This window comes from Fibrella aquatilis (assembly GCF_017353255.1).
GTDB classification, from domain to species: Bacteria; Bacteroidota; Bacteroidia; order Cytophagales; family Spirosomataceae; genus Fibrella; species Fibrella aquatilis.
In genome coordinates this window covers 161,324-185,645 of the sequence record NZ_JAFMYU010000001.1, presented here as the reverse complement: position 1 = coordinate 185,645, position 24,322 = coordinate 161,324, and the positions used below count along the sequence as shown (strand labels likewise).

Here is a 24,322-nt window from a genome sequence, read left to right as displayed (position 1 = left end):
GGTCGGTATGAAGCTTGTAAAGCAGACAAAACTTTATTTCAGAGAGGGCAATTCAGATAAAGTATATGAGGTTGACCTAGCCGATGTGGGGTCTAACCTTTATGTAGTCAACTTTCGGTACGGGCGGCGGGGGGCGGCCCTGAAAGAAGGTTCCAAAACCACGGCTCCGGTGCCGCTGGCCCAAGCCGAAGGACTTTTCAACGGTCTGGAAATGGAGAAACGCAAAAAAGGCTACCTCACCGACGTGGGTCTGGTCGACGTGCCCGCCCTGCCCACCGCCCCCACCCCGACCGACAAGCCAGCCACACCCGACGAAGCCGTTCAGCGGCGAATTCAGGCACTGGCATCGGGTAATGACACCGCCAAAACCGAATGGAAACCGTCGCGGGTGATCTGGCAGGCGGGGGAACGGCGGCTTACTGACACCCTACCCCTACTGGTGCGTCTGATTGAGCGGGCGGGCGGCATAAAAGCGGATGACCTGCACCGCTATTCGGCACTATGGGCCATTGGCCGGTGCGCTGCCGCCGTGCCGCCTGGCACCACCTTCGATGCGGCGCTGGTGAAGACCGTAGAGACCTACGCCACCAACCCTAACTATAGCGATAAAGTACGTCGCATTGCCAATGAAGCACTGCTATACCTCTTTACTGGAGAAGATCGTCAGGCTTACCTTGCCACGAAGCTTAACGGCCTGACCGATGATCTTAGAACGGTCGTTCTAACTGGCGACGCTAACCAGATTACGGCCTGGCTCACGGCCCATGTGCTCAACAGCACCCAGCCCGAGTACCAGGTGCTGGAGGTGCTCTACGCCCTGCTACCCGATTACCCCGTTCTGCGACGGCCGCTCACGCTGTTACTGCACGAGATTCCCTTTAAGCCCAGCTACTTCAAGCACGTCAGGCACCTGTTGAAACTAGCCGAACTGCGCGACGATGCCGAAACACTGGGTGTACTGGCCTACCGCTTCGAGAAGACGCGGGCCTTTTTCAAAAAACCCAAACACAGTTACTACAGCTACGACGAAGACAGCGCTGCCAAAGACCCGGCCATTTTTATCAGTGCGCTGAACATCAGGCTTAAACCAAAAGCCGAGCTAAAAAAACCCGACAGCCGTATTGCCTATTCCTACGCCACGCAGGTGTACTTGCGTCGGCGGATGCGGATGCGACTGAGCGCATCGGGCACTGCTAATGACCTTCATTACGTGCGGCTGGGTACGGCTATTTTGCTCAGCTACAACAAGCAAACCGACTATAAACCGCCCTATACGCAGACCGAATACCAGTGGAACGCTGCCAACCGCCAGTACGACTACCTGGAACGGGAGATACCGGCCTATAACGATAGCGTGCTGCTGAACCAGATTTTGTTTGGCGCGGGCACCCGGCTAGAACTATACGGTGGGTCATTTTGGCGAAGCAAAACCGTCCGGCTCCGGCAGCAGCAAACCACAAGTCGCCCAGCCGAATCGCGCGGGGTACTCGGCTCCCTCTTCGACCGGGTGGCCGACTTGCTAAGTGGCAAACGGCCCGATGAACAACCGGTTGACGGAGCATCCCCTACCGCACCCGGACGGGAAGAGCCGTATCCCGAACTGTGGGACAAGCTGCCGCAGGCCTACGTGCAGCTGCTGGTGCAGGCCCGCGTCGATGAAGTTCACGCCTTTGCCTACCGCAACCTCACGAACCACCCCGATTACGGGACCATTGAAGCCAAAATTGAGCTGCCCCTGCTGCGGCAACTCCTAACCTCGAGCTTCGATATTCCAGCTCGCTGGGCCGTAGATATTGTGCGGAAACGGATGACCACTCAGGCTGACCCCGCGCTGGTGGCCCTGCTCCTGCACAGCCCCGTGGCCGAAGTCCGGCAGTTGGGGCAGGAGTCGATTATGGCTAACCCCGCCGACTACCTGGCCGACGCCGCCTTTGTGGTCGACATCCTGTTATCTGTCCACGCTGATAACCGCACCTGGCTGCTGGATCAATTAAACAGCCATCAGCTAGCTGATAATGAGCAAAGAGCGCTTCTACCCCTCTTGCTGGACCGGCTCTATCTGCTGGCCAACGACGAGGTAGCCGACGCCATTCTGGCCAATGTTGCTCTGTTTCTGAACACACTGTCCAATACCCAATTCGAGGTGTTGCCCGAAGCATCGCTGGTGCAGTTGCAACAGAGTTTGGTGGCGGGCTGTCGGCGCGTAGTGGGGACATTACTCCTTCGCCGTACCGGTCTGCCGCAGCCCGCCTTGCTGGCCCGGCTCCTGGCCGACCCGGTTGAATCGGTGGCGCAGGTGGGGCAGCAGGTATGGCAACAGGTGGCCTCAGCCGCCCGCAACGACCAACAAACTTATGGCCTGACAGTGCTGGCCGAACTGATTCCAACCTTACTGAAAAAGGAACAAACCGACGGGCAGCAACATAGGCTGGTAGGGTTTGTATTGGCTCATATGCAAACCGAAATTGGTCAGCTGGCCCGCGAAACGGTACTCCGCCTAGTGTACTCAACGTTTGGTCCGGCGCAGGAACTGGGTGCTTTTGCGCTGAAGCAACTCCCCGCCGACACCCTGACCATACGGCAGATTGTAGCCCTTGGCAACCACGAAACGCTGGCCCTCCGGCAGTTTGCGTGGCAGTATTTTGCGCAGAACCCCGCCCGCATCCGCTACGAACGCGACGAGGCCATCCGCCTGCTCGATGCCCACTGGGACGATAGCCGCGCCGCCGCCATGCAGTTTTTTCGCGATCAGTTCACGGCTGATGACTGGTCGGCAGAAACGCTGGTGGGCATTACCGATTCCGTTCGTCCAGATATCCAAGCCTTTGGCCGTGAGCTGATTAGCCGTTTCTTCACCGACGAGCACGGCCCCGATTACCTCATGAAGCTGAGTCAGCACCCCACCGCCGCCGTGCAGCTGTTCACCACCAACTACCTGCAACGCTACGCCGCCAACCAGCCCGAACGCCTGCGCTCGTTGTCGTTCTACTTCCGCACGGTGCTCATGCGGGCGCATCAGGGACGCGTGGCCAAAGACCGGGTATTGGCTTTTCTGCGGCAGGAAGGCCTCGCCAGCGAAGATAACGCCCTGTTTGTGAGTCGACTACTTACCGAAGTGTCAGCCACTTCGGCCCTGACTGACAAAGCCACCTGCCTGCGTACCCTCCGCGACCTGAACCTCAAGTACCCCACCCTCGATGTGCCCTTCGTCCGCGAAGCCATCCCCGAACGAGTGTAAACCAACCAGCATATGCTCTTTAACTATAAATTCGGCGGGAGTACCTCGGTGGTGAGCAACGCCAACGCCACGGGCATGTCGTTTGCGCCCGATACCAATCGAACACCCACCTTTTTTGTGGGCAAACTCAATCGCAAACTCGCGTTCCGCGAAGCCATTTCGGCCCTGCACGACGTAGTAGTGTCGGACATGCGGTTTCAGCCCCGCGATAAATCGACGTACCTGGCCTGGGCCGCGCAACAGGAAGAACTATGGCTGGCCGACTACATGGCCGGGCAGGACGTGGGCGATGTTTCGACGCAGATAAAAGCCGTGCAGGGGCAACTTTCTGACATTTATAAGGAGATGGGCAAGCATACCGGCCCGTTCTACGACGCCCGGACCAAGTACTTCAAGTACCTCTATGAGAAGGACATGGATGCCTGGTTTGTGCTCGACCCGGTCATTACAGTGCACCCCGACGAAGTGTTTTTTGAATGCTTTTCGCAGGACGAATCGTCCTACGGTAAGCTATCGGCCAATTACAACGTCTTCAAGGAAATCAACGAGTTTGCCTGTGGTACCACCAACGTCGATTATTCGGCCGATTTGTACAACGAGTTCCAGAAAATCCGCGACTACAAAGAGACCGATTTTAGTATTGACCCCAGCGGTTTTTCGGTGCAGACCACGGGCGAGGAAGACTACAAGGAAGTAAAAATCGACCTGCCCGACAGTTGGGTAAGGGGCTTTTTGCAGGTGTCTTCGGCCATGACGCTGCCCGCCACCACGTTGCACCTGCACCCCATGGATGTCTATGACATTTGCTCGATGTTGCGGCGGTTCAAGGAAAAAGTAGGTCCGCGCTCCATCCGGTTCAAACTCACGCCCGGCGAACCGGTGAAACTTGTTTTCGACCCCTGGGGCAAAGAGTTGGTCTGCGCCCGGTCGCGCTACGACGGCCACGACGCGCAGGAAATCCGCATCTGGGGACGGCGGCGACTACTCACGCTGGAACGACTCGTACCCGTAGCCAAAAGTTTCACGGTCAGTCTGTTAGGCAGTGGCTTGCCCTCGTTCTGGGTGGCTGATCTGGGCGACATGACGTTTACGCTGGGGCTGTCGGGCTGGTCGGCCAACGACTGGTCGCGGTTGGGCAACTTCGATCTGATGGCTCCTCGTGGCGACGTGCTACCCACCACCGCTAAACAGGTGTTTGATACCCTGAAACAAACCTGGTTTGCCCGTCCCGAAGACCTGGCCAAAAAAACCGGCCTCGACACCAAAACGGTGCTGGCCGCCCTGGGCACCTATACTCAGGCGGGCCGCGCCATATACGACCTCCACCTGGGCGTGTACCGGGTGCGCGAACTGACGCAGGACCCTCTGCCGATGGACCAACTGCGGTTTGCCAACCCCCGCGAAGCCGCCGCCAATAAGCTACTGGCCAATGGCGGGGTGCGGGTGTATGCCCAAAACACGCCGGAGGGACTGCGCCTGACGGGCACTGTGCGCACGCTGAGCGGACAGGACCAACACCCCAACCTGCTCATCGACGCCGACGAACGCCTCACCCGCGCCACCTGCGACTGTGCCTATTACGCCCAACACAAGCTCATGACCGGCCCCTGCGAACACATGCTGGCGCTACGCTTAAAGCATGGCGGCGGGTAAGTTTAGAACCAAACTATTTCCATTAATCACGACTATTTAAACCCAAAAACCTTGCCCGGCAACGCGCTGGGGCGTATTTTAGCCGTATCAAGAGCGGGCGTGTGGGCGTCGGGTTGGGGTTGCAAGACCTTGCCTTTCCTTCGGGAAATGAATGATGTTTCGTCATTCTGGTACCAAGACTACACACGCCTCACTACGTCAATCGTTACTGTGGGGGAGGGGGTACTAGTGCACCTTCACAGTGCGGCTCCTGGGGAGTTGAAGGTGCACTAGTACCCCCTCCCCCTGGAGTTGATTGACATAGTCCTGAGTTTGTTCGAAGGCCTTCCCGCCCGCCGACCACACGCCCGCCTGATTCTTTTGGCCCGGTTTCGCTGCCGGTTGCCCACGCCCCTCCCCTGCTTGTCGGCCTGTTTTATTGCCGAATGACGCGCCAGGAAATCTACAATCGCATACAGGAGCTTGGCTCCAAGCAGTCGTACATCGCCGCCGAAATGACGCGGCTGGGCTTCTGGAACCAGGGCGGCGAACCCACCATTCCCGCCGAACTGACCCAACAGGCCACCGCCCTGCAAACGGAGCTAAACCAGTTGATGGAACGGCAGCGGCGCTACCAGAGCCGGCAGGCGATGTTGCAGGAGATGCGGCAGGCCCGCATGGCCGCGGCCAAGCAACGTCGGCTAGAGACCAAAGTCCGCCGCGAAGCCGCCCGCCTGGCCCGCGCCGAAACCTGGAAAAACAAACTGGCCACCACCGTGCCGTATCTGGGCGATGAGGTATCGGCGGGGCTAAAAAACACAACGTCAGACCCAGCCCGACTAGCCTACTTCGGCCTGCCCCACTTCGATAGCCCGCTGGCGTTGGCGCAGGCTATGTCGTTGCCGTTAAGCGAGTTGCGGTTTTTGGCCTACAACCGGGCGGTGTCTACGGTGTCGCACTATAAGCGGTTTTATCTGGCTAAAAAATCGGGCGGAAAGCGGCTTATTTCTGCACCCATGCCCCGGCTGAAAAAGGCGCAGTTATGGGTGCTGGAACACATTTTGCACAAAGTGCAGCCCACTGAATTCGCCCACGGCTTTGTCACGGACCGCTCCATTTTGACCAACGCTACACCGCACGTGGGGCAGGACGTGGTGATCAACGTGGACCTGAAAAACTTCTTCCCCACCATCGGCTACCCCCGCGTGAAGGGGCTGCTCACCAAACTCGGCTACAGCGAAGCCATTGCCACGATCCTGGCTCTGCTCTGCACCGAACCCGACACCGAGGCCGTACAGATGGACGGAAAAACGTACCATGTGGGCAACGGCGAACGAACCCTGCCACAGGGAGCACCCACCAGCCCGGCTATCACCAACCTGCTCGCCTACCGCCTCGACCGGCGGTTGCAGGGTATGGCCGCCCGCTTTGGCTATGCGTACACCCGCTACGCCGACGACCTCACGTTTTCAGCCACTGGCGCGGCGGCGGGCAAGGCCAATCAGGTGCTGTGGGCGGTGGAGCAGATCGTGCAAAGCGAAGGCTTCACGGTCCACCCCGACAAGGTGACGGTGATGCGAAAAGGGGATCAGCAGCGCGTAACCGGTATTGTGGTCAACCAGAAGCCATCTATCGACCGGGCTACGCTTCGCCAATTCCGGGCATTGCTGCACCAGATCGGTCAATCGGGCTGGGAGAGCAAAACCTGGGGCAACCCCAACCCCACCGCCGACATACAGAACGTGGTTATCGGTTACGCCAATTTCGTGATGATGGTCAAACCCGATTTGGGCCGTCAGCTCCGCGCCACCATTGCCGGTTTAATCAGCAAGCCACCAACCAGTTCGTCAGCGTCATCAATGCCAACTATTGCCGACGATCTATCGCCCGTTTCTGCGCCCATAACAACCCCGTTGGTACCTCCAACGGCTCCTCCGGCCAGTAAAGATTGGTGGGACGTGCTGTAGCTTCGTACTTTAGCGAGGCAATCAGATAAGTACCCCGATCTTCATGAATAGACTGCTATTATCCTGCGGCTTTTTGCTGCTACTCAGTCCTGTTTTCGCCCAAAAGAAGGCAAAAAAAAACATCCCGACTATCCCTATTGAAGTGGCTGCCACGTCGGCAGCTGACCGGTTGGCGGGGGCCATGCAACGGATGCAGCAGGCAAAAACGTCGCTGGTACAGAACCTGCCCGTTACGTCTATCGGGCCAACGGTAATGAGCGGACGCGTGGTCGACTTGGCGGTTAACCCCTTGAATGTCAACCAGTTTTATGTAGCCTATGCCAGTGGTGGGCTGTGGCGGACCGACAATAACGGCATCTCGTTTACGCCCCTGTTTCAGCATGAAGCCGTCATGACGCTCGGTGCCCTGGCCGTAGACTGGAAAGGGGTCAACACCGACGCCCACACGATTTGGCTGGGTACGGGTGAGGCCAACGCCAGCCGGTCGAGCTACGCGGGCGTGGGCTGTTACAAAAGCACCAACGGCGGCAAAACCTGGCAGCACCTGCCGGGGCTGGACGAAACCCACCACATCGGCAAAATTGCGCTGCACCCCACCAACCCCGACGTAGCCTGGGTGGCCACCGTGGGGCACCTCTACACCGACAACTCCGAACGCGGCCTCTACAAAACCACCGACGGCGGAACTAGCTGGAAGCGAACGCTTTACATTGACACGCAGACCGGCGCCATCGACGTAGACGTGGACTCCGCCAACCCGCAGGTGGTCTACGCAGCCATGTGGCATAAAGAGCGCAAAGCCTGGAATTTCGTGGAAAGCGGCGCTACCTCCGGCCTCTACAAAAGCACCGACGGCGGCAACACCTGGAAGCTAATTTCGGGGGGTACGTCAGGTCTGCCGCAGGACGCCAAAACGGGGCGGATGGGCCTGAGCATCTTCCCCGGCAACACCCAGACGATGTACGTGATTCTGGATAACCAAAGCGCCCGGCCTGAGAAGAAAACCAAAAAAGATGACGTAGTTGATGCCCGCAAACTGACCAAAGACCGGCTGCGGGTGATCTCGAAGGAGGAATTCCTGAAGGCCGAAGACTCGTTTATTGCCGATTATCTGGAAGAGCAAAATTTCCCCGAAAAATACACCCCGAAAACCCTGAAGGAGATGGTGCAGGCCGACAAGATCAAGCCCGTAACCATTCTGGAATATACCGACGATGCCAATTCGCGGCTCATCAACGCCGAAGTGATTGGGGCCGAGGTGTACCGGTCGGACGATGGCGGGGGCAAGTGGCGTAAGGTCAATGCTGATTTTCTGGATGGCCTGTTTAATACCTACGGCTATTATTTTGGTAATGTGTGGGTAGCACCAGATAATGCTGACAAAATCGTGATTGCAGGGGTGCCCGTGATTGGCTCGACGGATGGTGGCAAAACCTACCGTAGCATGGACGGTGGTAACGTGCATTCCGATCACCACGCGCTCTGGATTAATCCGGCCAACAGTAAGCATCAGATTCTGGGCAACGATGGGGGCATTAACATCACCTACGACAGCGGCAAAAGCTGGTTCAAGGCCAGTACACCCGCTGTAGGGCAGTTTTACGCCGTGGCCGTGGATATGGCCAAGCCGTATAACGTGTATGGCGGCTTGCAGGACAATGGCGTTTGGACCGGCCCCAGCACCACCCGCATCGGCCAAAAGGACGACTATGACTGGCAGGCCTCGGGCAAGAATCCGTACAAGTCGATCATGGGTGGCGACGGGATGCAGGTGCAGGTAGACTGGCGCGACAACAACACGGTCTACACCGGCTTTCAGTTTGGTAACTACTTCAGGATCAATAAGAACACGGGCGATATGAAACGTCTGGTGGTGCCAACGGAAGTGGGCGAACCGCGCCTGCGCTGGAACTGGCAGGCACCCATCCTGATTTCGCGGCACAACCAGGACGTGATCTATTTCGGGTCGAACCGGTTTCACCGCAGCCTGAACAAAGGCGACGACTTTAAAACGCTGTCGGGCGATCTGACCGCAGCGGCAGGGCGTAAAGACGACCGCGAAAGCGACGTTACGTACGGCACGCTGACCACCATCGATGAGTCGCCGATGCGGTTTGGGCTGCTGTATGCGGGGTCGGACGATGGGCTGATTCACGTCTCGAAAGATGGCGGCAACACCTGGACGCGCATCACCAACGGCCTCCCCGCCGACCTGTGGGTGAGCCGGGTGTCGGCGTCGGCGCATCAGGAGGGCACGGTCTACGCCTCGCTCAACGGCTACCGGAACGATCACTTCAATGCCTACGTCTACATCTCGACCGACTACGGGCAGACCTGGAACCGACTAGGCAATACAGGCACCTCTCCCCTACCCGCCGAGCCGGTGAACGTGGTGCGCGAAGACCCCAAAAACCCGAACCTGCTCTACGTAGGCACCGACCACGGCCTGTACGTGTCGGTAGACAAAGGCCTGACGTTCATGCCGTTTGGTGCCGATTTACCCGCTGTAGCCGTGCATGACGTGGTGGTACACCCGCGCGACAATGACCTGCTGATTGGCACCCACGGACGGTCGCTCTACACGGCCAACGTGGAGCAGTTGCAACAGCTGACTGACTCTATTTTGGCCAAGCCACTGCACCTGTTTGCGCCCAAACCAATCACCGTCAGCAGCCGTTGGGGAAAGAAAGATAGTCCCTACGACGATGTACCAACGTACTCATCATCAATCCCCTATGTAGCGAAAGCGGCCGGAAAAACAACCGTCACGATCCAGACAGAGAAAGGCTTACTGCTGCGCATCCTGACCGACACCACCGAAGCGGGACTGAACTACCTCACCTTCGACTACGCCGTAGACAGCACGCAGCGGGCCGCCTACCAGACCCAATTGAACGAAGCCAAAAAGAAGGACGATAAAACCATTAACCTGGCCCTGGCCGACGACAAAAAACTATATATCCAACCCGGCAAGTACAAGCTCACGCTGACCCAGAACGGGCAATCGGTTAGCCACGAACTGGAGGTGAAGACCCCTGAAAAACGTCCCCGTCGCCCCGTTACTTTCGCCTCGCCGGATGAGTTTGAACAGTGGCGCGAGGAGCAGGAAGAAGAAGGGAAGTAAAGTGTTTTGGGCAGGATTTCAAGATTGACAGGATTTTTTCTTTGCAATACAGCAGATAGCTGGAGTAAAAGAAAAAATCCTGTCAATCTTGAAATCCTGCTAATCCTGTCAAAAAATAATTTTGTCAAGAAACCTTAGCATAAACTCACAAATCCTCCGATGCAACCACTACTGAAAACATACCCCGTTTGGGGCGTGCTGGTTATCTGGATAATCCACCTGCTGCGCTATCTGCTGGTGGCGGGCATCTTCTACGCCATTTATTATAGCTGGCGTCAGAGCCGTCTGTCGTCCCGAAAAATACAGCCACGTTTCCCAAAAAACGACGACCTGCGGCGCGAAATAGGCTATTCCATTGCCACAACGGTCATCTTTGCCCTGGTGTCGCTGGCCATTTTCATGTCCGGCATCCGCAACCATAACCTGATGTATGCCCACTGGAGCGACTACGGCACGGCCTACGGGCTGTTTTCGTTTGTGGCGCTGGTGGTGTTGCACGATGCCTATTTCTACTGGACGCACCGGGCCATGCACCACCCCAGGCTGTTTAAAACGGTGCACCTGGTGCATCATAAATCGACTAATCCGTCGCCTTGGGCAGCCTACTCGTTTCATCCGCTGGAGGCCATTGTAGAAGCGCTTATTGTACCAATTGCGTCGTTTATTCTCCCCCTCCACGGCTACACGATCATGGCGTTTCTGGTATTTATGATGGTCTACAATGTTTACGGCCACCTAGGCTGGGAACTGTTTCCCGCCCGCTGGAACACGCACTGGGCCGCTCGGTGGCTAAATACGTCGGTGAACCACAACCAGCACCACCAGTATTTTCGGGGAAACTACGGCCTCTACTTCCGGTGGTGGGATGAATGGATGGGCACCACCCGCCCCGACTATGATGCCGCTTTTGACCGCGCTACGGCTCAGCCGGTTTCGCAGCCAGAATCAACCGAATCACCGGTAACGCTGCAACCTGTCCACTAACGGCCAATGGATTTCGGACTGTTCACCCTCTTCGTCGCTACCCTCACGCTAATGGCCTCGTTTGGTGGGGGGTTGTTTGACGTGCTCGTGAACGAAGAAAACCTGGTCCGCGGCTTTCCCGACAGTATTACCCATGTACGCAACTACTGGAAATACCGTAACCCTGGCGATTTCTACAAAGTACTTTCACCGCTTTTTGGGCTGTCGGCCCTGGCTGCCACGGTCTGGTATTGGTCGGACCCCGCCGGGCGGCAGTGGCTGGTGCTGGGTGCCATTGGCTGCTTTGCGCTGACGCAGGCTATCACGGTTATCTATTTTTTTCCGGGCAACAAAATCTTGCGCGAAGCCCCTGTCGATGAGGCCGTTGCCATGATGCAGCGGTCTCGAAAAACGCGATTGTACTGGGATTATTTTCGGCAACTGCTAACCCTGACCGGGTCTGTCCTATTGCTATCGGCTATTGCCAAACACGGCTAAGCCAGGCGGCAAAAACAGGGCAGCCTAGGAAAGGGGGCTGGCACGGCGATTCATACCGTGCATGACGTTGAGGTGCGGGAGCGTGATGAGCGAGAGGAATAAAAACAACAGCGGCAGGGGGTCCCAGGCTTGCGCGTAGCGGTACCACAGTCCACCCAGCAAGACCAGGCCTACCAGCGCCAGCGCCGTGAATGGTAATGACCGATACCACACCTGTTGCGCCGAAAGCGGGTTTTGGGGCCGATTGCGGAGGTAGTGGTAGATTGTCTGAAAGGAACTCAGCGCGTGCCAGCCGCCAAAATACAGCGCAAAAGCCACCAGCAACGGCAGTGGCCAGGTCAGTAGCAATACCAGCCCCAGCAGCGTAAATCGGCCACCGTCGATAGGTCCCGGCGCCAGGCGGTGGGCCACGCCAAACAACCCCAACAATCCAACTAAACCACCCCCCAACAGCAGGCCCCGGTGCGCCACGCACCACTGCCAGACCTGCATGGGCAGGGGATTACCCCGCGTGAGGCGGTCCAGAATAGGCGTAACCTCCGCCGGGTGGGTGAGCAGTAGAAACGCCAGCACCCAACAGCCCCACCCAAACCGAACGACGATCCAGGGCAGGGTAAACGGCACGTGTTCAACGTCTGTTTCGCCAAAGTGCCAGGCCGAGATCAGCAGGAAGACCAGCAGGCTCACCGTAGGAAAAAAGGCCCAAAACACGCCATAAACGGCCATTGTAAGTAGGTATTTGGCTAGAAAGGCCCCGATAGAATATCCCCGATTGGTGCGCCGGGCCGTTTCTTCGTCAATCAGGTGGTCGATAGCGCCGTGGGGAATACCAATACCAAAAAGCAACAGAGCCACCACCGTCCACTGCGCCCACAGCGGCACCGCGCCTGTTTGCCACTGACAGCCAACCAACACCACACCCAGCCCGACGCTTACCAACGCGGGTGTTTTTTGCAGACGGCGGGCAGTACTGTTCAATGCTTCCATTGCCGGATTAGCTGCGTAAGAAATGGGGTATATGGCAGGCGGGATATCAGGCGGGCCTCGTCGAATAAGGATGAATCTTCGTCCAGAAAACGCAGAATGTTGGTGAATGACGTATGCCGATATAAGTGGGTGAAGATGTCCACTCCCATTTCGGGCTGCTCGGTGAGGATACCCAGCAAAAGGCGGTCATAGAACCGGAACCGCCCGGTGGTGGTAGGCCAGTGGGCGGGGTTACCCGTGCTAAAAGCGTGGGCGAGTTGGGCACAGTCGCGGCCAATACGCCTGAACGCATAGCCCGTAGTGGGTTTCACCATGCCCGCCGCCGTACCCAGCAGTAGTTCGCCAGCCCGGCCAAACCGGGTAAACGAGTGGTCGGTCATGGGTATTTGGCCCTGCTCGGTGGCCTCTACCGTAACGGCCACGCCCGGATAGCGTTGTGCCAGGTAGCTGGTGAGCATAGCGTCGTATCGAGCTGGCGCATACGCTGTTGCGCTGGAAAAAGCCGTTAGTTCAACCAACGCCTGGGTAGGGGAAAAAGGCAGCACATAGGCAAACTGCACTGCGTCCTGTTGCGGTACGCGGAAGTCCATCAGTGTGGCTACCTGCTCCTGAAAAACGGGTCTGTCGGTGCGTATAAACCAACCCCGAAAATGTTGGGACAAATTCCAGTAACCCGGGTTGGGCGGAGTCTCATGCCGACTGCTGTATACCTGGCTGGCCCTGAAAACACCGGCAGTAGTCGTGATAGCAAATTGCCCACTGGTATTTGTCAGGCTGCATACGTTAGTAGTAACTACTTGAATATTAGAATTTTGCAAAAGAAACACGTCTTCGAAATAGCGAAAAAATGTATCGCCGGCAATGTAGTGATAGCTATACGGAGCCACGGCCTGCGTCTGCCCAAAATCAGGCGATTGAAACTCGATATCGGTCCACGATTTGGTGACAAGGTGTTGCAGTGGATGGTTATCTGTAGCCCAAAAACACCACGAACGTTGCAGGGGTATGCCATCTGAGAGCAGCAACACCCGCCACGATGACCAGGCTGGTTGTTGGGCCAGTTGATACAATAACTGGTAGCCTGCGCAGCCTGCACCGACCACGGCAATATCGTAAGTAGTTTCGCTCATTGGGTTACGGTGTAAGGAACAGGCAGGAGCCATTACCTCAACTGACCATAACCCCAAACTGTTTTGACTTATTCAAGCCGAAATGCTTTAAAATGAGAGCATCATCCCATTTTTTGTTGCGCTCAATGAGGCCACCATGCCAACAGGCATAGCCAGATTTGGGCTAACATGCCCGATGGGCACGTTAAACGCCACGGGGTAAGTATAATCCGCTACGGCGTCGGCAACGAGTTGTTCCGGCGTTTTGCCCAGCGGTGTTGTCGTGTTGTCGCGCATATCAGAGAAATGACCCACCAGCAGGCCCGCCAGGTTGGCCAGTTTGCCCGACCGCCGCAGTTGAATCAGCATCCGGTCGAGGGAAAAAAGCGTCTCGTCGATGTCTTCGATAAACACCAGCTTACCCGCCCAGTCTACCTCCGAGGGGGTGTCCAGAATATGCATCAGGAGCGACAGGTTTCCGCCGGCCAACTGGCCGCTCGCCCGGCCCGTACGGTTCAGTTCATGGACAGGTGCTGTGTAGGGGGCCACTTTTTCGCCAAACAGCCATTGGCGCAGCGTTTCAATATCCTGTTCGGTATGAGGCAGTCTAAACCCACGGGGCATAATGGCGTGCAGCGTGCCTAGACCCATGCGCTGACAGTGGCTGAGCAGGACGGTAATATCGCTGAAACCCACCAGCCATTTGGGTTGCTTCAGGAGCGGCTTGAAATTAACCTGTTCCACAAGCCGATAAGCGCCGTAGCCGCCCCTTGCCGCAAAAATGGCTTTGATGGCCGGGTTGTTGATAGCCTCCTGCAGATCGTCGGCGCGTTCGGCGTCAGAACCGGCAAAGGCCCCGGTACTAAGTTGCAGGGTTTTGCCTTCCCAAATGTTGAGCTGCCACTGGTTGCGCATGATGTCTAAAGCAGGCCGCAAGTCGGCGTAGGCAAATGGGCTGGCGGGGGCAATAATGGCCACTGTATCGCCAGGGCGGAGTGAGGGGGGGAAGATCATGTTGATGTACGATTTACGACTTACGATGTACGATTTTTGCTCACGCCAGTGTACGCTCGCTTTAGCCTACTGGCGTGAGCAAAAATCGTACATCGTAAGTCGTAAATCGTACATCCTTTAATTCAACCCTGCCACCACTGTTTCATCTAGTTGATCCAGGTCGACGAGGGTGCCGCGGCTGCCTTTGGTGGTTGATTGCGACATGATGGTAAACTTGCGCCCCCAGTCGATCTCGTCGTAACGGTAAGAAAAACGGCTGTGTACGGTTTGGTTGAAGGTGTCTTCGGTGGCACGCAGCAAGATCAGGAACTCGGCATCGCTTTCGGCCAGTTGCTCTTCAGTGCAATTGTACAGGGGACTGTCTTCCGTAATGGGGTGCACGATAGTCCAGTTGGCGGGGAAGAAGTTAACCTTGCTGCGTTCCAGTTTCAGGGCGTAATAGCGGCGGTTGGTGGTGCCATCGGCCTTCTTCTCCAGCCGCGACATCGACACTTCGACCTGTACGTCGATGAGTTGATTGGTGCGCTGATTGATAATCCGAAACATCCAGCCATTGATGTCGAGGTAGGGGCCGAAGAGTGCGGTTTTCGAGTAGCGGATGTTGGCCACGGGTCGCGAGAATCGGCCGTAGAACAAACCCGTAGCCAGCGCAAACATCAACAAACCAAACATCGACTCGACCGCTGCCAGCGCACTTGTCCAGTAACCCATGGGGCTAATGTGGCCGTAGCCAACGGTAGTGAGGGTCTGCGAGCTAAAGAAAAAAGCACCCATAAACCGCCCAAACGTGGTATCGGGGGTTACTTCGGCAATGCCTTTCAGGTTTTCGTAGCCCAGCAAGCCGTAGAGCAGCGCAAAGACCGCGTTGGAAGACACGTAGAACCCAACAACCAGCGACAGAAACTTGGGCCACCGCATGGTGATGAGCCGGTGGTAGAGATTGAGGTGATTCCAGAAATCCTGGTGCGCCCGGACCACATTAAACGACCCATCTTTGTTCACCAGCCGCGACGAGGCGTCATTTATTTTGGTGCCGAAACCGAGGTCTTCCCGTTTTACCTCCTGCTCTACCAGTGAGCTGTTGCCCTGCTTGCGGTCGGCAAGGCGCTGATCATCACGGGTGGTGTCAGCGGTTAACGAGGCTTGCTCTGGGCGAAAACCAGTGGTTGTTTTTTTAACCATACGTCAGATGGGTATCTGCCACTAGTACAAATCTGTGTGCCGTTTAATTCACGTTAAAAAACGTGAACGAAGCAACGCTTTGGGCCGGCAACACATCTCAGGGTTGGTACCGCTTGTCCGGCCATACCCGTTGTTTAACCGAAAAATGACCTTGTTCGCACGAAACAGGTGCCAATTTGACCAAGGCCATTCGTTATTTGTTTGCTACCCTAAACGTATAGGTACCTGTATGCACCACTCGCTACTTAACCCCTTTGTTGCCCTTATTCTCCTGCTGACCGGCTCCTTTGTTTGCCAGGCGCAGGGTATCAGGGGCATGGTGAAGGCCAGCACCGGCCAGCCCATGTCGTTTGCCACGATAGCCGCCAAAGGCACCACCCTGGGCACTATTGCCAACGAAGAAGGCCGCTACGAACTGCCACTAAAACCTGGTCAGTACGAAATCGTGTTTCAGTTTCTGGGCTACAAAGCCGCCATTAAGCAGGTAACCATAGCCACTGACTACCAGACTATTGACATCACAATGGCCGAGCAGTCCATTCAGTTGCAGGACGTAAAAATTGGCAAGAACACCGAAGACCCGGCGGTGAGCATCATGCGTCGGGCCATTGCCAAAGCCCGCTTTCACCAGCTTCAGGTGCAACAGTTCAAGGCGCGGGTCTACACCAAGTCGTCGTTTATTGTGCATAAGCTGCCCATGACCTTTCTGTATCAGGATAAGCTGAAGGAGCTGGAAAAAGAATCGAACATCAAGATTGGTCGGCCGGTGCTGAACGAGAACGTGGCCGAGGTAGAATTCAAGCTGCCCAATACGGTTAAGCAGCGCATCGTGGCCAGCCGTAACTCGCAGGTAGACAACCAGTTTGTGCAGGTAAACGCTTACTACAACGCCAACCTCTACACGCCTAAACTACTTGGAGCCGTCTCGCCCCTGGCCCCCAACGCCTTTGGCTATTACAGGTTCGAGTATGAAGGCACCTTCCACGAACAGGGCGTCGACGTGTCGAAGATCAAGGTCATTCCCCGGCAGTATGGCGACGGCGTGGTGCGGGGTACGCTCTATATTATTGAAGACACCTGGGCGATATATAGTGCTCAGCTTGAGACGATTAACGAGCAGGGCTTCACCATTAAGCTCAAGACTACGTGCAGCCCCATTCAGTCGGTTTGGATGCCCGTCAGTCAGCAGTTCGACGTAGACGGATCGTTTATGGGGGCTACGTTCTCGGCGCAGGCGGTGCGGAGCCAGACTTTCCGTGACTTTGTGGTTAACCCCGGTTTTGTGGAAGATGTGAAGGTGGTGGACGAACGCTTTAACGCCCCGGCCCGCACCCTGAGCAAGGCCGACGTGAAAGCCCAGCCCTTTGCCGAGGCCGTGGCGAAACAAAAGGAGTTTTCGACCAAAAACCTGAAGCAACTGGTGAAGGAGTACGAGAAAGCGGAATATAAAGCCCGCAAGTCCCGCAAAGAAGACGTGGCCGTGGTCCGCAACGACTCGACGGTGATCGACTCGCTGGCCCGCAAACGCAGCAACGCCTTCTGGGATTCGCTCCGCACCGTGCCGCTCACCAAAGCCGAAGTGGTCAGCTACCAGAAAAGCGACAGCCTACGGGTGATCAAACTTGGCACCGCCCCTACCGACAGCCTGAAAAAAGCGCAGGCCGCCGCCAAAAAACGCAAGGCCAATAGCCCCATCAACCTCTTATTTGGACAGCAGACCTGGAACCCATCCCGCCGCACCACCTGGAACTGGAGTGGGCCCCTTGGGCCAGAAAGTGGCTATTTTAACACGGTAGAGGGTTTTCCCATCACGGCCTCGTTGCGTTTTAACCGCCGCCTCGACAGCCTCAAACAGAACCGGATGTCGCTCGCCGGCGTGGCTCGTTACCAGACGGGACGGCAGCAGTTTATGGGCTACGGCTTGGCTACGTATACCCATAAAACCACTGCCGTCGAGCTGTCGGGCGGGCGGTTTGTGTCGCAGCTAAACGAAAACAACCCCGTCGAGCCGGTGCTGAACACACTGACGACGGTGCTGTTCGAGCGGAATCTGATGAAACTTTACCAGAAGGATTACCTGAAGCTGAGCCTGGTGACGCAGCCTAACGAAGGCCGTTTCCGGTTGGGGGGTAGCCTAGAATATGCCGAGCGCACCGAATTGGGCAACTACAAAGAGAACATCAAGCCGCTGATTAACTGGGAACACTTCAGTTACACGCCCAACCGCCCCACCACCAGCGAGGTCGAGACCGCGGGCTTTCCGGTACACCAGGCCCTGACGCTGAACCTGAACGCCTCCCTCCGCCTGGGCGAACTGCGCTACCGCATCCGCAACGGCAAGCGCATTCAACTCACCAACAGCGAGGCCCCGCTGGTCACGTTCAACTACCGCAAGGGCATCGCGGGCGTAGGCAGTTCGGACACCGACTACGATTTTGCGCAGCTTACGTGGCGGCATTCGGTGGAAACGGGCATCCGCAGCCGACTGGCCTACCAGCTGTCGGCGGGTAGTTTTCTGACCAGCAACGCGGTGTATTTCCCTGATTTCAAGCACTTTCAGGGCAACGAATTCTTCCTTCAGCTGGGTGATCCGGTCAGCGCATTCCGGTTTTTACCCTACTACCAATACAGTACCCGCAGCCGCTTTGCCGAAGCCCACGTGATGATGGAGTACCGCCAACTGCTGCTCACGCAGGTCACACTGGTACGGCTGCTGGGCTTCAAAGAAAACCTCTTCGTCCATTACCTGGCCACACCCGCCAGCCGAAACTACACCGAAGCAGGCTACGGCCTCGACGGCCTCATTCCCGGCTTCCCCTTCTTCCGCGTCGAAGTGGTAGGCCGTTTCCAGGGCGGCAACTACCTCGGCACCGGTTTCTTGATCGGCACAACGATGAAGTTTGGGGGGAATTGAGTGTAAGATTCAATGTCTAAAGTCCAAGGTTGCTTCGCATGCGGTACTCTGTTTCGCGACGCAACTTTGGACTTTAAACATTAAAAGAGGGGCAGTAAGCATTTTGCTTACCGCCCCTCTTTTATACCCTCGTGATCCGGCTGGGATTCGAACCCAGGACCCATACATTAAAAGTGTATTGCTCTACCAGCTGAGCTACCAGATCGTTCCCTACAGCGCTGTTAGTACCGTTTTGGGACTGCAAAAGTAGGGTTTCCCGTTTGGGATCGCAAGCCGGGTGTCAAACTTTTTTTAATCTCTCGGTCAGCATCACCACCTCAACGGCCTCGCGCACGTCGTGAACGCGCAGGATAGACGCCCCACCCAGCAGGGCCACGGTGTTCAGTATCGTCGTGCCATTCAAGGCGAATTCGGCGCTGGTATTCAGCGTCTTATAGATCGTAGCCTTCCGCGAAAGGCCCACTAGAATGGGAGCATCGAAAACGTTGAAAGCAGCCAGTTCGCGGAGGAGCAAAAAATTTTGATCAGCCGTTTTGGCAAACCCAAATCCAGGGTCGATGATGGCCTGCACCGGTCCGTGTGCCCGTAATTTGGCTAACTGTTCACCCAACTCGGCCACCACGTCGGGCACCAGATCGCCATACTGCGTCAACGACTGCATGGTCTGTGGCGTGCCGCGAAGGTGCATCAGCACATAGGGAACGCCCAGTGCGGCCACCGTGGCAAACATGTCCCCGTCCAGCGTTCCGCCCGATACGTCGTTAATGAGTACTGCGCCCTGCTCCACGGCCTGCCGCGCCACCTCGGCCCGGAACGTGTCTACAGAGATCAGCGCGTCGGGGAAGCTGTCGAGGATGGCTTCAATCACGGGTAGCACGCGGTCGGCCTCTTCGGCGGGGCTAATGTCTGTCGCGCCAGGCCTGGTCGAGTAGCCACCCACGTCGAGAAACGTAGCCCCTTCCTCCAGCATCCGGGCGGCCGTCGCTACGGCGGCCGTTGCTACCTCGCGCCCCAGGTCCAGCCGGCTGCCGACATAGAATGAATCGGGGGTGCTGTTGATGATTCCCATCACCTTCGGTACGGTCAGGTCAAGAGTTCGACCCCGGCAACTGAGCGTTTTTTTCGTAATTTCGGCCATTGAAAACAGTTCAATGTTTAACGTTTACTGTTCAATGTCTACACCTCTGCCGACAGTAAACGTTAGACCTCAAAGGCTAGCTGCCTTGGGCTATACACGTTAAACATTGAACCTTAGACTTTAAACTTATTTTGTCAACAGAATCCCAATATCGGCAGGTAATTCAGCGCTGCAAGGACTTATTTCTGAAAAAAAACCAGGACTACGGCACGGCCTGGCGCATTCTCCGGCTGTCGAGCATTACCGACCAGATTTTTATTAAGGCCCAGCGCATCCGCACGTTGCAGGAAAAAGGCGTGAGCAAGGTGGGCGAGGGCATCGAACCTGAGTTTGTGGGTATCATCAATTATTGCGTGATGGCCCTGATCCAGTTACAACTTGCCACCGACACCCGCACCGACATTCCTACCGACGAACTGGAACGCCTCTACGACGGGCAGATGAACCAGGTGATGGACCTACTCTTCGCCAAAAACCACGATTACGGCGAGGCCTGGCGCGACATGCGCGTTAGCTCTATGACCGACATTATTTTGATGAAGCTGCTGCGCACTAAGCAAATTGAAGATAATCAAGGAGCTACGCTGGTGTCGGAAGGTGTAGAAGCCAACTATATGGACATGATTAATTACGCCGTTTTCTGCCTCATCAAACTGACCCTATGAACACCACCACACCACAGCCCCCGATGAAGGCGCGGATCTCGAAAACGCTGATTGCCGCCCGTATTGCCCGTTTTGCGGTGGGTATTCTGTTTGTGATATCCGGTCTCATCAAACTCAACGACCCCGTGGGTACGCAGATCAAGATGGACGAATATTTCGAGGTATTTGCTCAGGATCTGCCCGTGCTGGCGCCGCTGTTTACCGCCACCCTACCATACATGCTTTTCATTTCGGTGTTCATGTGCGTGGCAGAAGTGGTGCTGGGCGTGGCCCTGCTGGCGTCTTACCGGCCCAAACTAACCACCTGGCTGCTACTCCTGCTGGTTAGTTTTTTCACGTTCCTCACCTTCTATTCGGCCTACCTCAACCGCGTCACCGACTGTGGTTGTTTTGGTGAGGCGCTGAAACTAAAGCCCTGGACGTCATTTACCAAAGACGTAGTGCTGATGGTGCTCATTCTCTACATCATCGGCCACCGCAACCGCATGAAGTCCCGCAAAACGGGCTGGCTGGTCTTCGTGGCCCTGGTGCTCTCGGTGGGGTTGGGTGTCTACGCCATTCAGTATCTGCCACCCTGGGATATGCTGCCGTATGCCGTGGGTAAGAGCATTCCGGCGCAGATGAAGCCGTCAGAACCGCTTCGGTATGAGTATGTTATGACCAAAAACGGCAAGACCGAACGACTCGACAAATATCCTACCGATACCACCTACAAGTTCAAGGAAATGGTGTTGCTCAACGAATCGGCCAAGCCCAAGATCACCGACTACCGGGTTTGGAACGATGCCGAGGGTGATTTCACACCGCAGACGTTCGAGGGTAACAAGCTGTTTGTGATCGTAAAAGACGTGAAGCACGTCGACGCCGGGGCCATGCCCGCCATCCGGTCGCTGGTCAACAGCCTCAAAGGCACGGCCGTGATACCTATTCTCCTCACCTCGGCCTCTGATGAGGACATCAACGCCTTCAAAAAAGAATTCCAACTGGTGTTGCCCACCTACAAAGGCGACGCTACCGTCCTGAAAACCATCATGCGCACCGACCCCGGCACCTGGCTCCTCAGCAACGGCGTCGTAAAAGGCAAGTGGCACCACAACCGCACCCCGGACAAGGCGGAAGTAGTGGGGTTGGTGAAAGAGTGAAGGAGTGAAAGAGTGGTTGCTCCAGCGTAGTGCGCAACAGCAACCACTCTTTCACTCCTTCACTCTTTCACCAATCACTCTTTCACTCATGAAGAACATCTTCCTGATCGGTATGCCTTCGTCGGGGAAGACGACGCTGGGGAAGCGGCTGGCCCGCGAACTACATTACCACTTTACAGATACTGACCGGGTTATTCAGCGCGAAGAAGGGCTGACCGTGGCGCAGCTTTTCGAGAAATTTGGCGAAGACCATTTCCGGGAGTTAGAAGCCCGTGTGCTACGTACCATTAAACCCGGTGCCAACCTGGTAGTGGCCACGGGGGGCGGTATGCCCATCTACCACGACAACATGGCCTATATCAAAGCCACGGGCGTGTCGGTGTTTCTGGACGTGCCACCCGAATTTATCTGGGAACGGATGTTGCTCCACGCCGAACAGCATCCCAACGAACAGGCCGAACGCCCCCTGTTTAGAGCAAACGATACTGAACTGCTCACCAACCTCCGCCTGAAATACCAGTCGCGCCTGCCCATCTACCAACAAGCCGACATCATCATCTCCGGCAACGCCACCGAGCAGGACGTACTAAACCGATTAGGTGACTGGCTGTGAATTGGCCAAAACTGCCCTAACAGCCGTTTCCCGTATATTTGTGGGTCTGTTAGCTATTCTTCATGAACGTCCCAGTTACGCCCAACCTTATCAGCCTTGTTGTTCCCGCCTTCAATGAAGAAGAGAACCTGCCGGTGCTGGTAGAACGGCTACACGAGGTGATGGAGCCACTGGGGCCTTATGAAATTCTGATCATTGACGACGGCAGCACCGATCAGACCAAAGCAGTGTTACGTCGGTTGAGTCAGGTGCATGAGCAGGTCCGGTTTATTTCTTTTTCACGAAACTTCGGGCATCAGATGGCCCTGCGGGCGGGCTATGAACACGCCCGGGGCGTCTGCGCCATCAGCCTCGACGCCGATTTGCAGCACCCACCTGAACTGATCCCGACCCTGGTACAGAAATGGCGTGAAGGCTTCGAGGTGGTCTACACCGTGCGCAAGCCCGACCCTACGCTTTCATGGCGCAAACGCTTTACGTCGCGCAACTTTTACAAGCTGCTACGGGCGGCCTCTGACCTGGACCTGGAAGACGGTGCCGCCGATTTCCGCCTGCTCGACCGGAAGGTGATCGATACACTAAAGACCTTCAAAGAGAACGATCTGTTTCTGCGGGGCATGATTTCGTGGGTGGGCTTTCGGCAGTGCCGGATCGAGTATGAACCCGCTGCGCGCTTTGCCGGCACCACCAAATACTCGTTTAAGAAGATGATTCAGCTGGCGGTGATGGGCATTACGTCGTTCACCACCAAGCCACTCTATGCCTCGGTGGTGCTGGGGTTAGTGATGGCCCTGTTCTCGGTACTTTTCGGCCTGGAGGTGCTGTATGAGTACTTTTTCATGGACGGCATTGTCTCCGGCTATACCACCGTGGTGCTCCTGACGCTGCTGATCGGGGGTGCCCAATTTATCGTCATCGGTATTATCGGCGTATATTTGGGCAAAACGTTCGTGGAAGTAAAACAGCGCCCACCCTACATTATTGGCGACACGAGCGAGATTGAGGAAGTCATTACATGGCAAGCACCAGCCCCCCGCGCATACTCTTCACCGTTGACGTAGAAGAATTTGATACGGCCCTCGAATACGGCCACGACCTGTCGCTCTTAGACCAGATTGCCGTTTCGACCAAAGGCCTGCGTCTGCTGGCCGAGCGGTTTGAGGCCCTCAACGCCCGCACCACCCTATTCACCACGGCCAACTACGCCCTGCACGAACCAGCACTAATAAACCAGCTGGCCCAGCGCCACGAGATTGCCTCGCACGGCTACTACCATACCACGTTTGAACCCGGCGACCTGGCCAAATCGAAACAGGCACTGGAAACACTACTGGGTAAGCCCGTTCGCGGATTCCGGCGGGCACGCATGGGCGACACTAACCCCCAGGAGGTAGCCGAGGCGGGCTATATCTACAATTCGTCGCTGCATCCCACGTTTATTCCGGGTCGGTATAATCATTGGGGAGAGCCACGCTTACCGTTTAAAGAACTGTCGGTCTGGCAGATTCCGGCTTCGGTGACGCCCCGGCTGCGGTTGCCCCTGTTCTGGCTTAGTCTGAAAAACTTTCCCTTCGCCTTCTACAAGCAGCTGTGCCTGGAAACGCTCCGCGCCGATGGCTACGTAAACCTGTACGTCCACCCCTGGGAGTTCACCGACCTCGCGGCCTTCGATAAAATTCCGGCTTACGTAAAGCGTCATTCAAACCACGAACTCCTCGACCGCGTAGAAACCCTGCTCCGTTTCCTCCGTCAGCACGGCGACTACGCCACGATGGGTGAGTTTGCGGAAACGCTCTCTACGTAAACACTACATCATCAATCACATCGGCGCCGACTTCTTTGTTGACGACCTGAATGAGCTTTTGCTTGGCGTTGACCAGTTCGTTGCGGAGGGGGGCCGACGACAGTTCGATGTAGAGGGTGCGGTCGCGGACGTAGAGGCGGGTGGTGCGGGAGGCAATCATAGGCCCCATCATTTTGCCCCAGAACGTTTCGAGGTAGGTCTCGTTGAACCGGCCCCGTAACTTATAGACCTGCAGCAGCTTATCGAACGCCTCCTTCACGGTGGTGGTACCCGGGTCGCGGGAAGTGGCGCTGACGTACTTTTTAGTCATTACAGAATACTATGAGGCGTAT

General features: G+C 56.4%; 19 protein-coding genes and 1 tRNA gene. 13 read left to right on the top strand and 7 right to left on the bottom strand.

Annotated features, from left to right (window positions below; genetic code table 11):
- The first annotated feature begins 7 nt into the window (after positions 1–7).
- From J2I48_RS00720 to J2I48_RS00690, 7 genes are all read left to right on the top strand, one after another.
- Entirely contained in the window at positions 8–3,238 is a 3,231-nt protein-coding gene (locus tag J2I48_RS00720) for a hypothetical protein (RefSeq protein ID WP_207333460.1), read from the top strand.
- Between the two features lie 12 nt (positions 3,239–3,250).
- Positions 3,251–4,891, top strand: coding sequence for an SWIM zinc finger family protein (locus J2I48_RS00715; protein WP_207333459.1), 1,641 nt, complete (start codon positions 3,251–3,253; stop codon positions 4,889–4,891).
- Between the two features lie 291 nt (positions 4,892–5,182).
- On the top strand, positions 5,183–5,320 hold the full coding sequence (locus J2I48_RS00710) for a hypothetical protein (RefSeq protein ID WP_207333458.1): 138 nt from the start codon (positions 5,183–5,185) through the stop codon (positions 5,318–5,320).
- Entirely contained in the window at positions 5,317–6,837 is a 1,521-nt protein-coding gene (locus tag J2I48_RS00705; RefSeq protein ID WP_207333457.1) for a reverse transcriptase family protein, read from the top strand. The genes J2I48_RS00710 and J2I48_RS00705 overlap by 4 nt, the downstream gene beginning before the upstream one ends.
- A 43-nt stretch (positions 6,838–6,880) precedes the next feature.
- Positions 6,881–9,961, top strand: a complete 3,081-nt coding sequence (locus J2I48_RS00700) for a WD40/YVTN/BNR-like repeat-containing protein (protein ID WP_207333456.1) — start codon at positions 6,881–6,883, stop codon at positions 9,959–9,961.
- A 159-nt stretch (positions 9,962–10,120) separates the two neighbouring features.
- Entirely contained in the window at positions 10,121–10,945 is an 825-nt protein-coding gene (locus J2I48_RS00695) for a sterol desaturase family protein (RefSeq protein ID WP_229375693.1), read from the top strand.
- Between the two features lie 6 nt (positions 10,946–10,951).
- Positions 10,952–11,422: a DUF1772 domain-containing protein gene (locus J2I48_RS00690; protein ID WP_207333455.1), complete on the top strand. Its 471-nt coding sequence runs from the start codon at positions 10,952–10,954 to the stop codon at positions 11,420–11,422.
- 24 nt (positions 11,423–11,446) lie between these two features.
- On the opposite strand, the gene J2I48_RS00685 is transcribed toward J2I48_RS00690, so the two are convergent.
- The 4 genes from J2I48_RS00685 to J2I48_RS00670 form a co-directional block, all read right to left on the bottom strand.
- Positions 11,447–12,409, bottom strand: coding sequence for a Brp/Blh family beta-carotene 15,15'-dioxygenase (locus tag J2I48_RS00685; RefSeq protein ID WP_207333454.1), 963 nt, complete (start codon positions 12,407–12,409; stop codon positions 11,447–11,449).
- Positions 12,397–13,539: a lycopene cyclase family protein gene (locus tag J2I48_RS00680; protein WP_207333453.1), complete on the bottom strand. Its 1,143-nt coding sequence runs from the start codon at positions 13,537–13,539 to the stop codon at positions 12,397–12,399. Before J2I48_RS00680 ends, J2I48_RS00685 begins: the two co-directional genes overlap by 13 nt.
- An 87-nt stretch (positions 13,540–13,626) precedes the next feature.
- Entirely contained in the window at positions 13,627–14,532 is a 906-nt protein-coding gene (locus J2I48_RS00675; protein ID WP_207333452.1) for a S66 peptidase family protein, read from the bottom strand.
- A gap of 117 nt (positions 14,533–14,649) precedes the next feature.
- A complete protein-coding gene (locus J2I48_RS00670; protein WP_207333451.1) occupies positions 14,650–15,714 on the bottom strand; it encodes an ion channel in 1,065 nt (354 codons plus the stop codon).
- Positions 15,715–15,943: 229 nt separating this feature from the next.
- Here J2I48_RS00670 and J2I48_RS00665 point away from each other — a divergent pair, with 229 nt between their 5' ends.
- The gene (locus tag J2I48_RS00665; protein WP_207333450.1) at positions 15,944–18,628 is read left to right on the top strand and encodes a DUF5686 and carboxypeptidase regulatory-like domain-containing protein; all 2,685 of its coding nucleotides are present in this window, start codon (positions 15,944–15,946) and stop codon (positions 18,626–18,628) included.
- 132 nt (positions 18,629–18,760) lie between these two features.
- Here J2I48_RS00665 and J2I48_RS00660 read toward each other — a convergent pair.
- Together J2I48_RS00660 and folP are read right to left on the bottom strand one after the other, a co-directional pair.
- A tRNA-Lys gene (locus J2I48_RS00660) sits at positions 18,761–18,833 on the bottom strand.
- A gap of 75 nt (positions 18,834–18,908) precedes the next feature.
- Positions 18,909–19,766, bottom strand: a complete 858-nt coding sequence (gene folP, locus J2I48_RS00655) for a dihydropteroate synthase (RefSeq protein ID WP_207333449.1) — start codon at positions 19,764–19,766, stop codon at positions 18,909–18,911.
- A 128-nt stretch (positions 19,767–19,894) separates the two neighbouring features.
- Here folP and J2I48_RS00650 point away from each other — a divergent pair, with 128 nt between their 5' ends.
- From J2I48_RS00650 to J2I48_RS00630, 5 genes are all read left to right on the top strand, one after another.
- Positions 19,895–20,431, top strand: coding sequence for a DUF1599 domain-containing protein (locus J2I48_RS00650; RefSeq protein ID WP_207333752.1), 537 nt, complete (start codon positions 19,895–19,897; stop codon positions 20,429–20,431).
- Positions 20,428–21,573, top strand: coding sequence for a BT_3928 family protein (locus tag J2I48_RS00645; RefSeq protein ID WP_207333448.1), 1,146 nt, complete (start codon positions 20,428–20,430; stop codon positions 21,571–21,573). Before J2I48_RS00650 ends, J2I48_RS00645 begins: the two co-directional genes overlap by 4 nt.
- 88 nt (positions 21,574–21,661) lie before the next feature.
- Positions 21,662–22,186 carry a shikimate kinase gene (locus J2I48_RS00640; RefSeq protein WP_207333447.1) on the top strand — a complete coding sequence of 175 codons (525 nt, stop codon included), beginning with the start codon at positions 21,662–21,664 and terminating at the stop codon, positions 22,184–22,186.
- A gap of 62 nt (positions 22,187–22,248) precedes the next feature.
- Positions 22,249–23,247 carry a glycosyltransferase family 2 protein gene (locus J2I48_RS00635; RefSeq protein WP_207333446.1) on the top strand — a complete coding sequence of 333 codons (999 nt, stop codon included), beginning with the start codon at positions 22,249–22,251 and terminating at the stop codon, positions 23,245–23,247.
- Complete coding sequence (locus tag J2I48_RS00630; RefSeq protein WP_207333445.1) at positions 23,202–23,990, top strand: polysaccharide deacetylase family protein; 789 nt, start codon at positions 23,202–23,204, stop codon at positions 23,988–23,990. The genes J2I48_RS00635 and J2I48_RS00630 overlap by 46 nt, the downstream gene beginning before the upstream one ends.
- Here J2I48_RS00630 and J2I48_RS00625 read toward each other — a convergent pair.
- The gene (locus tag J2I48_RS00625; RefSeq protein WP_207333444.1) at positions 23,983–24,300 is read right to left on the bottom strand and encodes a DciA family protein; all 318 of its coding nucleotides are present in this window, start codon (positions 24,298–24,300) and stop codon (positions 23,983–23,985) included. The genes J2I48_RS00630 and J2I48_RS00625 overlap by 8 nt on opposite strands.
- Between the last annotated feature and the right edge of the window lie 22 nt (positions 24,301–24,322).

Excerpts from the sequence above, each read along its gene's own strand:
- J2I48_RS00640 (WP_207333447.1), top strand. The coding sequence starts at position 21,662 with ATGAAGAACATCTTCCTGATCGGTATGCCTTCGTCGGGGAAGACGACG.
- J2I48_RS00630 (WP_207333445.1), top strand. The coding sequence starts at position 23,202 with ATGGCAAGCACCAGCCCCCCGCGCATACTCTTCACCGTTGACGTAGAA.
- J2I48_RS00690 (WP_207333455.1), top strand. The coding sequence starts at position 10,952 with ATGGATTTCGGACTGTTCACCCTCTTCGTCGCTACCCTCACGCTAATG.
- J2I48_RS00695 (WP_229375693.1), top strand. The coding sequence starts at position 10,121 with ATGCAACCACTACTGAAAACATACCCCGTTTGGGGCGTGCTGGTTATC.
- J2I48_RS00635 (WP_207333446.1), top strand. The coding sequence starts at position 22,249 with ATGAACGTCCCAGTTACGCCCAACCTTATCAGCCTTGTTGTTCCCGCC.
- J2I48_RS00645 (WP_207333448.1), top strand. The coding sequence starts at position 20,428 with ATGAACACCACCACACCACAGCCCCCGATGAAGGCGCGGATCTCGAAA.
- J2I48_RS00675 (WP_207333452.1), bottom strand. The coding sequence starts at position 14,532 with ATGATCTTCCCCCCCTCACTCCGCCCTGGCGATACAGTGGCCATTATT.
- J2I48_RS00685 (WP_207333454.1), bottom strand. The coding sequence starts at position 12,409 with ATGGAAGCATTGAACAGTACTGCCCGCCGTCTGCAAAAAACACCCGCG.
- J2I48_RS00680 (WP_207333453.1), bottom strand. The coding sequence starts at position 13,539 with ATGAGCGAAACTACTTACGATATTGCCGTGGTCGGTGCAGGCTGCGCA.
- J2I48_RS00700 (WP_207333456.1), top strand. The coding sequence starts at position 6,881 with ATGAATAGACTGCTATTATCCTGCGGCTTTTTGCTGCTACTCAGTCCT.
- J2I48_RS00715 (WP_207333459.1), top strand. The coding sequence starts at position 3,251 with ATGCTCTTTAACTATAAATTCGGCGGGAGTACCTCGGTGGTGAGCAAC.
- J2I48_RS00720 (WP_207333460.1), top strand. The coding sequence starts at position 8 with ATGAAGCTTGTAAAGCAGACAAAACTTTATTTCAGAGAGGGCAATTCA.
- J2I48_RS00625 (WP_207333444.1), bottom strand. The coding sequence starts at position 24,300 with ATGACTAAAAAGTACGTCAGCGCCACTTCCCGCGACCCGGGTACCACC.
- J2I48_RS00705 (WP_207333457.1), top strand. The coding sequence starts at position 5,317 with ATGACGCGCCAGGAAATCTACAATCGCATACAGGAGCTTGGCTCCAAG.
- J2I48_RS00670 (WP_207333451.1), bottom strand. The coding sequence starts at position 15,714 with ATGGTTAAAAAAACAACCACTGGTTTTCGCCCAGAGCAAGCCTCGTTA.
- J2I48_RS00665 (WP_207333450.1), top strand. The coding sequence starts at position 15,944 with ATGCACCACTCGCTACTTAACCCCTTTGTTGCCCTTATTCTCCTGCTG.
- folP (WP_207333449.1), bottom strand. The coding sequence starts at position 19,766 with ATGGCCGAAATTACGAAAAAAACGCTCAGTTGCCGGGGTCGAACTCTT.